This window comes from Pseudomonas cremoricolorata (genome assembly GCF_000759535.1).
GTDB lineage: Bacteria > Pseudomonadota > Gammaproteobacteria > Pseudomonadales > Pseudomonadaceae > Aquipseudomonas > Aquipseudomonas cremoricolorata_A.
In genome coordinates this window covers 896,256-908,896 of the sequence record NZ_CP009455.1, presented here as the reverse complement: position 1 = coordinate 908,896, position 12,641 = coordinate 896,256, and the positions used below count along the sequence as shown (strand labels likewise).

The following is a 12,641-nucleotide window of genomic DNA, read 5'->3' as shown; positions in this document are numbered from 1 at the left end:
GGGCGCTCGAAGCCCCTCAGGGCAGCTCTGCCAGAATCTGGCAATAGAACCGCCATTCCGCCCCCAGGGCATGGGCCAGGTTCGCCGCCTGGCGCAGCCCGTGACGCTCTTGTGGGTAAAAATGCCCCTGGGCGTCGATGCCGTTGGCGCGCAGTGCATCGAGCATGCTGCGCGTCTGCTGCGGCACCACCACCGCATCCAGCTCCCCTTGGAAGAAGATCACCGGCACTTCGATGTGGCTGGCGTGCAGCAGGGGTGTGCGCTGCCGATAGCGTTCGACGTCGGCGTGCGGGTCACCGATCAGCCAGTTCAGGTAATCGCCTTCGAACTTGTGCGTCACGCGCCCCAGCGCCAGCGGGTCGCTGACCCCGTACCAACTGGCGCCACCGCGAAAGACCTTGCTGAACGCCAGCGCACACAGGGTGGTGTACCCGCCGGAGCTGCCGCCCCGGATGAATGCCTGGTCGGGGTCGATCATGCCGCGCTCGGCCAGGTAAGCCACGGCCGCACAGGCGTCCTCGACATCGCACTCACCCCAGCGCAAATGCAAGGCCTGCCGGTAGGTACGCCCGTAGCCGGTGCTGCCGCGGTAGTTGAGGTCAGCCACGGCAAAGCCGCGCTGGGTCCAGAACTGGATACGTGGGTCGAGCACCGGATAGCAGGCCGAGGTCGGCCCACCATGCACGAACACCACCAGTGGCGCCGGGCCTCGCCCGCGATGCGGGGGATAGAAAAAGCCGTGGGCGATGGCGCCGCCACTGGGGTAGGTCAGCGGCTGCGGCAGGCTGATGTGTTCAGTGGGCAGGGGACTACCGCCTCCGGCCAGCACCCTCAGTGCTCCATCAGTGCGGCGGATGCGCAACACGCAGGGCAACTGGCTAGGGGATGCGGCAATCGCGTAAAGATGCTGTTGGTCCAGCGCCAGGCTACGGAAGCGGCTGTAGGCGCTGGCAAAGCGCTGCGCTGTGTGCCCCTCGCGCTGCACGCCCAGATGACCGAAACCGTCCTCGAACCAAGTGGCCACAAAGCCCTCATCGGCTAGCGGTAGCCAGGTGCAGGCGCCCAGTTGCCAGGGCGCAGCGGCGTGGTCGGCAGCCAGGGCCGGCAAGGCTTGCCAGCGCTCGGCGCACTCGCCCCATGGCTGCCAGAAACCGTTCAGGTCGCTCAGGCAGCATAGGCGTCCGGCGGCATCGAAACGCGGCTGCTGCAAGGCCTGCGGCCGGTCGGCTCCGGCTACGCAGCGCGGCGTTTGCCAGCGGCCATCGGCGCCGCGCCGAGCACTCATCAGGCGGGTTTGGCTCCACGGCTGGGCCGGGCGCGACCACTCGATCCAGGCCAGCCGCTGGGCATCGCCGCTCAAGGTTGGCGCTGCGTAAAAATCCGCGCCTTCGGCCAGTACCTGGCGCTGGCCGTCGACGAAGGCCACCAGGCGATGCACCACCTGCGCAGCGTGGTGTTCCTCCACTGCCAGCAACACAGCGGCGTGCCAGTGCAGGTCGCCGTAGCGGCTGTTCGTGTCCTGGCTGACCCGCTGCGGCGCGCCGCCTTGCAGCGGTTGGCGGTAGATCTGCTGATCGGCTTCGTTGACGAACAGCACCTCGCCAGTGCCGACGCAGAAGCTGCCACCGCCATATTCATACACCCGGCTACGCACGCTGAAACCGTCCGGGGTCAGGCAATGGGCCTGCTCATCGCGCCACAGCCAGAGTCGACACGCGCCATCGGCAGGGCGCAATTCATTCCACAACAGCCCGGCATCGCTTACGCGTAATTCGGCGAAATCAGTGCCAGCGGCCACTGCCTGGGCCGCGCTGAACTCAGCCACGGGCGATCACCCGCGAGTTGCGCTCATTGCGGAAGGTCAGTTGCTCGATGTTCACGGCGCTGTGCTCCGATTCTTCGCGGGCCTTGAGGATGATGCCGTGGTCCGGCGATTTGCCGCACACCGGGTCGGCCTTGCTGGCATCACCTGTGAGCATGAAGGCCTGACAGCGGCAGCCGCCGAAGTCCTTTTCCTTTTCATCGCAGCTGCGGCACGGCTCGGGCATCCAGTCGAAGCCGCGGTAGCGGTTGAAGCCGAACGAGTCGTACCAGATGTGCTGCAGGTCGTGGTCGCGCACGTTGGGAAACTGCACCGGCAACTGGCGCGCGCCGTGGCAGGGCAAGGCGGTGCCGTCGGGGGTGACGGTGAGAAACAGGCTGCCCCAGCCATTCATGCACGGTTTGGGACGCTCTTCGTAGTAATCCGGGGTGACGAAGATCAGCTTGCATGGATGATCCTGCGCCTTGAGCCGTTCGCGGTACTCGTTGGTGATGCGTTCGGCCCGTTGCAACTGCGCCTGGGTCGGCAGCAGGCCGAGGCGGTTGAGCTCGGCCCAGCCATAGAACTGGCAGGTGGCCAATTCGACGAAGTCGGCCTCCAGGGCCAGGCACAGGTCGATGATGCGTGCGATGTGGTCGATGTTGTGCCGGTGAGTGACGAAGTTCAGCACCATCGGATAGCCATGGGCTTTCACTGCGTGGGCCATTTCCAGTTTCTGCGCGAAGGCCTTCTTCGAGCCGGCGAGCAGGTTGTTCACCTGTTCGTCGCTGGCCTGGAAGCTGATCTGGATATGGTCGAGGCCAGCCTTGCGAAAGGCGGCGATCTTCGCTTCGGTCAGGCCAATGCCTGAGGTGATCAGGTTGGTGTAGTAGCCCAGCCGCCGGGCCTCGCCGATCAGTTCGGCAAGGTCCTGGCGCACCAGCGGCTCGCCGCCGGAGAAGCCGATTTGCGCGGCGCCCATCTGCCGCGCCTCGGCCATCACCTTGAACCACTGTTCGGTGCACAGTTCTTCGCCCTGACGGGCGAAGTCCAGCGGATTGGAGCAGTACGGGCATTGCAGCGGGCAGCGGTAGGTCAGCTCGGCCAGCAGCCACAGCGGCAGGCCCACCGGCGGTTTACCCGCCAGCTCAGGCGAGGATGATCCAGTGTTCGGCACGGGCCACCTCCATGAACTGCTCGATGTCATCGGCCACTTCGGGGATACCGGGGAACTGCTGCTCGAGTTCGCCGATGATCTGCGCCACGCTGCGTTGGCCGTCGATCAGGCCACCGATCAGCGCCGCGCTTTCGTTGAGCTTGATCATGCCTTCGGGATACAGCAGCACGTGGCCCTGTTGCGCCGGTTCGTACTGAAAGCGGTAGCCCGGGCGCCAGCGCGGGGTTTGAGTGAGGTCCAGGCTCATGGCGCGACTCCTGTGTGCCAGACCCGCTCGCGGGTCACGCTGTGGTAGGGCGGGCGGTCCAGTTCGTAGGCCATGCTCATGGCGTCGAGCATGCTCCAGAGAATGTCCAGTTTGAACTGAAGAATGTCCAGCATGCGCTGCTGGCCTTCGTAGGTGGTGTAGTGCTGCAAGGTGATCGCCAGGCCATGTTCGACATCGCGCCGGGCCTGGCCCAGACGGGTGCGGAAGTAGGCGTAGCCGTCCGGGTCGATCCAGGGGTAATGCTGTGGCCAGCTGTCGAGCCGCGACTGGTGAATCTGCGGTGCGAACAGTTCGGTCAGCGAACTGCTGGCCGCTTCCTGCCAACTGGCGCGACGGGCGAAGTTGACGTAGGCATCCACGGCGAAGCGCACACCTGGCAGTACCAGCTCCTGTGAACGCAGTTGGTCTGGGTCCAGGCCCACTGCCTGGCCCAGGCGCAGCCAGGCTTCGATACCACCGTCTTCACCCGGCGCGCCGTCGTGGTCGAGCAGGCGTTGGATCCATTCACGGCGGATTTCCCGGTCGGGGCAGTTGGCGAGAATCGCCGCGTCCTTGAGCGGGATATTGACCTGGTAATAGAAACGATTGGCCACCCAGCCCTGGATTTGCTCGCGGGTGGCGCGGCCCTGGTACATGGCCACGTGGTAGGGATGGTGGATATGGTAATAGGCGCCCTTGGCGCGCAAGGCCTGTTCGAATTCGGCAGGCGACATCGCCGGTTGATCGCGCATCGAAGCTCCTGGCTTGGCTGTCACAGTTCAAGGCTCATGCCGTCGAACGCCACTTCCACGCCGCGGCGCAGGACCTCGGCGTGCTCGGCGGACTCTTCGTCGAGAATCGGGTTGGTGTTGTTGATATGGATAAGCACCTTGCGCTGACGCGGGAAGCCTTCGAGCACTTCGAGCATGCCACCCGGGCCGTGCTGGGCGAGGTGGCCCATCTCTGTGCCGGTGCGGGTGCCGACGCCGCGGCGCTGCATTTCATCGTCGGTCCACAGGGTGCCGTCGACCAGCAGGCAGTCGGCGCTGCCCATCATGTCGAGCAAGGCGTCATCGAACTGGCCCAGCCCTGGGGCGTAGAACAGCGTGCCGCCGGTGCGGGTGTCTTGCACCAGCAGGCCAAGATTGTCACCTGGGTGCGGGTCGAAACGGTGCGGCGAGTAGGGCGGCGCGGCGCTGCGCAGGGGGAACGGAGTGAAGCGCAGGTTCGGGCAGGCCGGAATGACGAAACTGCCTTCCAGGGCAATGCGATTCCACACCAGGCCACCGTTCCAGTGGCTGAGCATGTTGAAGAGCGGGAAACCTGTGCTCAAGTCTTGATGAACCATGTCGGTGCACCAGACCTGATGCGGGCAACCTTCACGCAGGCTGAGCAAGCCGGTGGTGTGGTCGATCTGGCTGTCGAGCAAAACGATGGCATCGATGCCGGTATCACGCAGGGCGCGGGCCGGCTGCATCGGCGCGAAGCCTTGCAGTTGTGCGCGGATGTCTGGCGAGGCATTGCACAGAATCCAGTGCTCGCCATCGTCGGACAAGGCGATCGACGACTGCGTGCGCGCCTTGGCCTTCAGGCTGCCGTCGCGAAAACCGGTGCAGTTGGCGCAGTTGCAGTTCCACTGCGGGAAACCGCCACCGGCGGCGGAACCGAGAATCTGGACGTACATGGCGACTCCGTGGGCAAAAAGCAAAACGCCCCGGCGAGCCGAGGCGTTGAACGGCGCTGGCCTTAGCGGTTGGCGAAGTACATGGTGACTTCGAAGCCGATGCGCAGATCAGTGTAAGCAGGTTTGGTCCACATGGCCGTACTCCTTGCGAAGGGGGTTGAAGGGATGTCGCTAGTCATTTGGTGGCAAGCGAGGGAGGGGGTTCAATCGAGTGATCGGGCAATATCGTACAAGAAGTGTATGTAATCGGCTGATGAATCATCCGATAAACCCTATTGCCGTTCCGGTAACAATTCATTTGAAGGAGGCCACGGTGGCGCCGGCTCCGCGGTATTGGCCAGGCACAGCCAGGGCGCGTCTGCGGCAAGCAACGCTGTCTGCAACCGTTCCAGGTCGGCCTGGCACACGTCGCCCAGCGCCTCGCGCAGGGCCAGCAGGCTGCCGGGGGTGCCCGCCAGGCGGTGCTGCCAGGCCCAGTGGGCGATGTCGGCCGGGTCCATGTTGGCCTGCTCGAACTGTTCTATTAGGGCCTGCTGCGCCTGGGGCGTCAGCTCGACAGCTGCCGCCAGAATGCCGTGCAGGTGTTGGAGAATGCGCACCGCAGGGGTGTGGGGTGATTGCACGCCGAACAACAGCCCGCCGATGCCTTCGACCTGACGAAAAGCGCTGAACACCGCGTAGCCCAGTTGCAGCTCGACGCGCAGGCGTTGGTAGACCGGGCCTTGCAGCAGGTGTGCAAGCAGGCGCCCGGCCGCCTGTTGGCCGGGCAACAGCGGACAGAACAGCAACAGTGCGTGTTCACCGCCCGGGGTTGCCACGTGTTGCCAGCGCCGCGACAGCGCCGGCCGCGCAAAGTCGCCGGCCGCGGGTTGGCCGGGCACGGCCCGCAGGGCCGTGGCCAGCGCCTGCAAACCGCCCGCGTCGAAACCGTTGGCCTGGGCGTGCCACTGCGCACCTGCCCACAGCGCATCGTCACTGATCGACGTGCGCGGCGCAGGCGCTTGATTCGACAGGGCCTCGGGCAGGTGCGCCAGCAAGGCGCGGATCGGCATCGTGACGGGCGCACTGGCCTGCTCGCCGAGCGCCGTGACACTGGAAAAGCCACGCAGGTGTTCAAGGGCCAGCGCCACGGTGCGAATCACCGCCGCTTGCGGGCCGCGGCACTGAAGCTGCAAAAAGCACCCAGGGTGATCGAGCTGGAGATGCACCGAGGCCTGACTGGCCCGTGCCTGCAAGGGCTGCAAGGCCTGCAGCAGCGCAGCCGGGGCTGCGATCGGCAAGCGCCAGCGCAGGGTGAAGCTGGCCGCGTGGCCGAGGCAGGGCAGGCTCTGCGCGACATCGACCGCAGCGGGCAACGACACCCCATCGCTGGCCGGCAGCGTATCGAGCAGCAGCGCTTCGGCAGCCGGCAGCGGCCAGTGCGCATGGCCTGCGCTGGGCAACGAGTCGAGCAGCGCTGCAAGTGCATGCTGTGCCTGCTCATCCAGCCCGTTCAAAGGCAGGCCACTGCTATCGGCACGGGCCAGTTGCAGGGCGCCGACGGTGTCGGCGCGACGCTTCTGCACGCGGCTGAAATGCTCGTTGAGCTGGTCGGCCGGGGCCTGACGCAGAGCGTCGAACCACTGATACAGCAGCGTGCGCAGCTCGGCAGCACGGCTGGCGTCGCCGCCGAGCAGCTCGACATGCCACAGCGCCTGGCCGGCAAACGCATACAGCGTTCGCACCCGGCACGCGCTTGCCCACTGGCGCTGCTGCACGCGGTGCAGCCAACTGCCGGGGCGTGGGTCGGTAATGTGTTCAGCGAGCCATTGCAGCGCTCGTTCAGCCCCTGCCGGGAGGTGTTCATGGGCGAACAGCAGCTCGGTCGAGCGCAGCGGCGCGCCATCGAGTAGCGCCGGTGGCGGCGCCTGCGCTGTGGCTGGGCCTGTCGGCAACTGCGCGGCATAGCGCCGACCCAGCGCTTCGAGCTGGTCCAGGGGCTGCGGCCCGCACAGGCTCAGGGTCATCTGCCCGCCGCAGTAGAAGCGCTGGTGAAACTGGCGCAGGGCGTGCTGGAAGGCCGGGTCATGCAGCGCCAGGCTGAAGCGGTTGCCGGCGTGGAAGCCGCTCAGGGGATGGCGTGGCGACACCGCTTGCAGCAACGCGAATTCGCCTCGGGCCTGGGCATCGCGAGACCAGGCGATGAACTCGGCGTGGATCACCTCGCGCTCGCGCTGCTGCCGGGCGCTGTCCAGCAGCGGCTCGGCAAGCATCTGGCACAGGCGCTCGAGGCCACCGGCAAAAGCCGCACAGGGCACTTCGAAGAAAAAGTCGGTGGTGCGCTCACGGGTACTGGCGTTGACATGGCCACCGGCGCCCTGGACGAAGCGCATCAGGCCGTCTTCCAGGGGAAAACGCGCCGTACCGAGAAACAGCAGGTGTTCGAGAAAGTGCGCCAGCCCCGGCCAGCGCGCCGCCGCATCGTGACTCCCGGCGCGCACTCGCAACGCTGCCGCAGCACGGTTCAGGCGTGGGCTGTGGCGCAGTAGCAGGTGCAGGCCGTTGGCAAGGCACAGCGAGCGGGTGGCATCAGGCATGGGGCCTCCTCGGTGGAGGCGTCATGCTAGCGCATCAGCAGCGCCACACCGGGGAAATCCGCGGGGTGATCAATGTTCTTCGCTGTCGTCGTCATCGCTGCCCGCGACGTTCATGCCCAGTTCCTTGATCTTGCGCGTCAGGGTATTGCGGCCCCAGCCGAGCAACAGCGCCGCGTCGCGGCGGCGGCCGGCGGTGTGCTTGAGGGCGGTCTCGATCATGATCCGCTCGAAGCTGGGCACGGCGCTGTCGAGCAGGTTGGTCTGGCCGCGGGCCAGCGCCTGGTCGGCCCACTGGCGCAGGGCCTGCTCCCAGTTGGTCACCGGGGTGGCGTCCTGCGGCAGGTTGAGCAGCTCGGGCGGCAGGTCGCCGATCAGCACCTCACGGCTGGAGGCCATGACGGTGATCCAGCGGCAGGTGTTTTCCATCTGCCGCACGTTGCCCGGCCACGGCAGATTGCGCATGAAAGTCTCGGTTTCCGGCTTGAGCAGCTTGGGCTCGACCGACAGCTCCTGCGCCGCGCGAGCGAGGAAGTGACGGGCCAGGGCGGGAATGTCTTCGCGGCGGTCGGCCAGGCGCGGAATGTGGATGCGGATGACGTTGAGCCGGTGAAACAGGTCTTCACGGAACTTGCCGGCCTGCACCAGCGATTCCAGGTTCTGGTGAGTGGCCGCGATGATGCGCACATCGACCTTGACCGGGGTGTGTCCGCCGACCCGATAGAACTCGCCATCGGCCAGCACCCGCAGCAGACGGGTCTGGGTGTCGGCAGGCATGTCGCCGATCTCGTCGAGGAACAGCGTGCCGCCATCGGCCTGCTCGAAGCGCCCGCGGCGCAGGTTGGCCGCGCCGGTGAAGGCGCCTTTTTCGTGGCCGAACAGCTCCGACTCCATCAGGTCCTTGGGAATGGCAGCCATGTTCAGCGCGATGAACGGCGATGACGCACGTGGGCTGTGGCGGTGCAGGGCGTGGGCCACCAGTTCCTTGCCGGTGCCCGATTCGCCGTTGATCAACACCGTGATGTTGGAGTGGCTGAGGCGGCCAATGGCGCGGAACACCTCCTGCATCGCCGGCGCCTCGCCGATGATCTCCGGGGTGCGTGCCTGCACCTGGGGTATGGCCAGGCCCTGCTGTTCCTGAGCGTGCTGGTTGGCGCGCTGGACCAGGGCAACCGCTTCATCGACGTCGAACGGCTTGGGCAGGTACTCGAAAGCGCCGCCCTGGTACGAGGCGACCGCGCTGTCGAGGTCGGAATGGGCGGTCATGATGATCACCGGCAGGCGCGGGTGCTGCTCGCGGATCTGCGCCAGCAGGTCGAGGCCGCTGGTGCCCGGCATGCGGATATCGGAAATGATCACGTCCGGTTGCTGGCGCGCCAGGCGGCCCATCACGCCCTCGGCGCTGTCGAAGCTCTGGGTGGTCATGCCTTCCTGTTGCAGGGCTTTTTCCAGCACCCAGCGGATGGAGCGATCATCGTCGACGATCCAGACGGTTTCACTTCGGCTCATGAGACGGGGGCTCCTTGTTCCAGCGGCAGGAATATCGAAAAGGTGGTGTGACCGGGGTGGCTCTCACACTCGATCAGCCCTTGGTGCTGGCTGATGATGTTCTGGGTGATGGCAAGGCCCAGACCGGTGCCATCGGGGCGCCCGCTGACCATCGGATAGAACAGCGTGTCTTGCAGTTCAGCCGGGATGCCGGGGCCGTTGTCGCTGATCTCGACCCGTGCCACCAGGCGGTGGCGGATGTGGCCGATGGTGAACTGGCGCACGGCGCGGCTGCGCAGGCTGATGCGTCCCAGGCGCAGGGCGTTTTGCGCGCCGATCGCCTGCATGGCGTTGCGCACGATGTTGAGCACCGCCTGGATCATCTGCTCGCGGTCGATCAGCACGTCGGGCAGGCTCGGGTCGTAGTCGCGCACCAACGTGATGCCGCCCTGGCTTTCGGCCTCGACCAGGCTGCAGACCCGCTCCAGCACCTCGTGGATGTTGGTCATGGCCAGCGAGGGCAGCTTGTTCGAGCCCAGCATGCGGTCGACCAGGTTGCGCAGGCGGTCGGCCTCTTCGATGATCACGTTGGTGTAGTCGCGCAGACCGTCTTCGGGCAGCTCGCGGGCCAGCAGTTGCGCGGCGCCACGAATGCCGCCCAGCGGGTTCTTGATTTCGTGGGCCAGGCCACGCACCAGCATCTTGGTGGTTTCCTGCTTGCTTAGTTGCGCCTCTTCCTTGGTGATGCGCAGCAGACGATCACGGGGGTGAACCTCCAGCAGCAGAAGGGTGGCGCCCTGGTGCAGGATCGGCGTTACGGCATAGTCGACGGTGATGCTCTGACCGCCCAGCGAGGTGAGCTGGGCTTCACGCTTGGTGAACGGGTGGGCCTGTTGCACGGCCTGGCGCAGCGAGCCAAGCGCCTCGACCGATTCGGTGAACAGTTCGCTGATGAACTGGCCGTGGCTGCGCTGACCACTGACGGCCAACAGCATCTCGGCTGCCGGGTTCATGTACTCCAGGCGCAGCTCGGCATTGAGCAGCAGTGTCGCGGTGGTCAGGTTGTCCAGCAGCAGCCTGTGCTGTGCATCGCTGATGGTCATGATCTGGGGTGACCTCATGTATGCCGCATGACGGCGCGCTGAGCGCAAAGTGGACTCGATGGGTGCCCTGAAAAGCGGCGGCCGGTTTCGGCGTGATGCGATCGGGTGATGCTCTGAAAATGCAAGAAACAAACCAAGGCTCTGAAAAGAAGCAAAATCAGTGGATCACAGCCCCCGTTTGCGCGATCCAGGCCCATTGCTGCTGCGGCGGCGTACCAAAGTGGGTTGCGCGATCCCTCGCGCAACCTGCAGATGCACCAATATAGAGCATTGCGCTCAAAGGGCTTCGCAAAGACGTCCTGTGGCCCGTTGCAGTGCCAGTTCATGCAAGGGGTCGCGGGCACGCTCGACAATGGCATTGGCCAGCGCGCGCGCGCAATCGGCAGGGCGCTCGCGGTCGAAGCGTTGCAGGTCGATCAGCAATTGGTGCTGCAGGGCGTCGAGCTGCGGGCGCAGGGCGGTCTTGAGGTCCAGGCGTGGGGTGTCGGGCGCCTGCTGCTTGAGCTGCCAGCGGTTGAGCAGGGCGTACTGCACCAGTTTGCTGGCCTCGATCTGGTCGGCGAAGAAGCCTGTGGCACGCCGTGGTTCGAGGTGATGATCGGCTGCGGCCTCGGCCACTCGATCGAGAATCTGCCGCTCGCGGGCAACGGCCTGCACCGGCATGTTCTGGTCCCATTTGAGCAAGGCCACGCCATCGGCCAGGGCCAGCCGGCGTTCGACGCTGTCGAGCAGGGTGTCGAGGGGAGTCGCGGGTTTGCTCGCTGCCGTGCAGGCGGATACGCCGAGCGAAAGCAGCAGGGCGGGGATGAAGGGGTGCATGGGCCTGTCCTCGGAATGTGGGCAGGAAAGTGTGCCGTGTGCTGCAGCGGCCGATGTGTAGGAGGGCTCTGATTTGCTTGAGGGCTGAAACGGCAACGGCCTTCCGAAGAAGGCCGTCTTGGATACCGCTACGACGAGAGGTGTCGTCTTTTACATCACACGCTGTAGTACAGGTCGTACTCCAGTGGGTGAACGAAGGTGCGCACCTTGATCTCTTCTTCCGACTTCAGTTCGATGTAGGCATCGATGAAGTCGTCGGAGAACACGCCGCCCTTGGTCAGGAAGGCGCGGCCCTTGTCCAGCTCTTCCAGGGCTTCTTTCAGGCTGCCGCAGACCTGCGGGATTTCCTTGGCCTCTTCAGGCGGCAGGTCGTACAGGTTCTTGTCGGCAGCATCGCCTGGGTGAATCTTGTTCTGGATGCCGTCCAGGCCAGCCATCAGCAGTGCGGCGAAGCACAGGTACGGGTTGGCTGCCGGGTCCGGGAAGCGCGCTTCGATACGGCGGGCTTTCGGGCTGGACACGTACGGAATACGGATCGAGGCCGAACGGTTGCGAGCCGAGTAGGCCAGCATGACCGGCGCTTCGAAGCCAGGTACCAGACGCTTGTAGGAGTTGGTGGCCGGGTTGGTGAAGCCGTTCAGCGCCTTGCCGTGCTTGATGATGCCGCCGATGAAGTACAGGGCGGTATCGGACAGGCCGGCATAGCCTTCGCCAGAGAAGGTGTTCTTGCCGTCCTTGGAGATCGACATGTGCACGTGCATGCCCGAACCGTTGTCGCCGTACAGAGGCTTGGGCATGAAGGTCGCGGTCTTGCCGTACGCGTCGGCAACGTTGTGCACGCAGTATTTCAGGGTCTGAACTTCGTCAGCCTTGGTGACCAGGGTGTTGAATTTGACGCCGATCTCGTTCTGGCCGGCAGTGGCCACTTCGTGGTGGTGAACTTCGACGACCAGGCCCATTTCTTCCATGGCGTTGCACATGGCGGTGCGGATTTCGTGGTCGTGGTCGCACGGTGGAACCGGGAAGTAACCGCCTTTGACGGCAGGGCGGTGGCCCTTGTTGCCGCCTTCGACGTCCTGATCGGTCATCCACGAGCCTTGCTCGGAGTAGATCTTGAACATCGAGCCGGAGATGTCCGACTTGAACTTGACCTGATCGAAGATGAAGAACTCGGGCTCCGGGCCGACGAACACGGTGTCACCGATGCCGGTCGACTTGAGGAACTCTTCGGCACGCTTGGCGATGGCGCGCGGGTCGCGGTCGTAGCCTTGCATGGTGGACGGCTCGATCACGTCGCAGACCAGAATCAAGGTCGGCTCTTCGGTGAACGGGTCCAGTACCGCCGAGCTGTCGTCGGGCAGCAGGATCATGTCGGAGGCTTCGATACCTTTCCAGCCTTCGATGGACGAGCCGTCGAACATCTTGCCAGCTTCGAAGAAGTCGTCTTCCAGCGCGTCGCGAGCGGGCATGGTGACGTGGTGCTGTTTGCCTTTGGTGTCCGTGAAACGCAGATCAATCCACTTGACGTCATGATCTTTGATGAGTTGAACCGACTTCGACATGTTGTCCTCCGGGTGGTCTAGAGCGCGGTTGGCCGCGGCCCTGGAAAAGGGTGTTGCCGGGCGCGGATAGTCGGCCAAGCGTACCTGCCTCACAAGGGAGCAAATTGCATGCCAGTGCCCAATTATGGCGAGCGCAGGAAAAAAGGCGTCGTTTGTGGGCGATTAACAGTGTGCGTTGGGCGAAATC

Annotated in this window: 11 protein-coding genes; all 11 read right to left on the bottom strand. The window is 65.0% G+C overall.

Going from position 1 to position 12,641, the window contains the following annotated elements; all coding sequences use genetic code 11:
* Positions 1-16 precede the first annotated feature (16 nt).
* A complete protein-coding gene (locus tag LK03_RS03855) occupies positions 17-1,825 on the bottom strand; it encodes an alpha/beta hydrolase family protein (protein WP_038411152.1) in 1,809 nt (602 codons plus the stop codon).
* Positions 1,818-2,978 carry a pyrroloquinoline quinone biosynthesis protein PqqE gene (pqqE, locus tag LK03_RS03850; RefSeq protein WP_038411151.1) on the bottom strand — a complete coding sequence of 387 codons (1,161 nt, stop codon included), beginning with the start codon at positions 2,976-2,978 and terminating at the stop codon, positions 1,818-1,820. The genes LK03_RS03855 and pqqE overlap by 8 nt, the downstream gene beginning before the upstream one ends.
* Positions 2,950-3,225, bottom strand: a complete 276-nt coding sequence (pqqD, locus tag LK03_RS03845; RefSeq protein WP_038411150.1) for a pyrroloquinoline quinone biosynthesis peptide chaperone PqqD — start codon at positions 3,223-3,225, stop codon at positions 2,950-2,952. Before pqqD ends, pqqE begins: the two co-directional genes overlap by 29 nt.
* Complete coding sequence (pqqC, locus tag LK03_RS03840; protein WP_038411149.1) at positions 3,222-3,977, bottom strand: pyrroloquinoline-quinone synthase PqqC; 756 nt, start codon at positions 3,975-3,977, stop codon at positions 3,222-3,224. The genes pqqD and pqqC overlap by 4 nt, the downstream gene beginning before the upstream one ends.
* Positions 3,978-3,997: 20 nt before the next feature.
* The gene (gene pqqB / locus LK03_RS03835) at positions 3,998-4,909 is read right to left on the bottom strand and encodes a pyrroloquinoline quinone biosynthesis protein PqqB (RefSeq protein WP_038411148.1); all 912 of its coding nucleotides are present in this window, start codon (positions 4,907-4,909) and stop codon (positions 3,998-4,000) included.
* Positions 4,910-4,971: 62 nt separating this feature from the next.
* On the bottom strand, positions 4,972-5,043 hold the full coding sequence (gene pqqA, locus LK03_RS21730; protein ID WP_003243383.1) for a pyrroloquinoline quinone precursor peptide PqqA: 72 nt from the start codon (positions 5,041-5,043) through the stop codon (positions 4,972-4,974).
* Positions 5,044-5,181: 138 nt separating this feature from the next.
* Complete coding sequence (pqqF, locus tag LK03_RS03830; protein ID WP_038411147.1) at positions 5,182-7,485, bottom strand: pyrroloquinoline quinone biosynthesis protein PqqF; 2,304 nt, start codon at positions 7,483-7,485, stop codon at positions 5,182-5,184.
* A gap of 69 nt (positions 7,486-7,554) precedes the next feature.
* On the bottom strand, positions 7,555-8,991 hold the full coding sequence (ntrC, locus tag LK03_RS03825; protein ID WP_038411146.1) for a nitrogen regulation protein NR(I): 1,437 nt from the start codon (positions 8,989-8,991) through the stop codon (positions 7,555-7,557).
* Entirely contained in the window at positions 8,988-10,073 is a 1,086-nt protein-coding gene (glnL, locus tag LK03_RS03820; RefSeq protein WP_038411145.1) for a nitrogen regulation protein NR(II), read from the bottom strand. Before glnL ends, ntrC begins: the two co-directional genes overlap by 4 nt.
* Before the next feature lie 276 nt (positions 10,074-10,349).
* Positions 10,350-10,892, bottom strand: coding sequence for a chorismate mutase (locus LK03_RS03815; RefSeq protein ID WP_038411144.1), 543 nt, complete (start codon positions 10,890-10,892; stop codon positions 10,350-10,352).
* Between the two features lie 155 nt (positions 10,893-11,047).
* A complete protein-coding gene (gene glnA, locus LK03_RS03810; protein ID WP_038411143.1) occupies positions 11,048-12,454 on the bottom strand; it encodes a glutamate--ammonia ligase in 1,407 nt (468 codons plus the stop codon).
* Positions 12,455-12,641 lie beyond the last annotated feature (187 nt).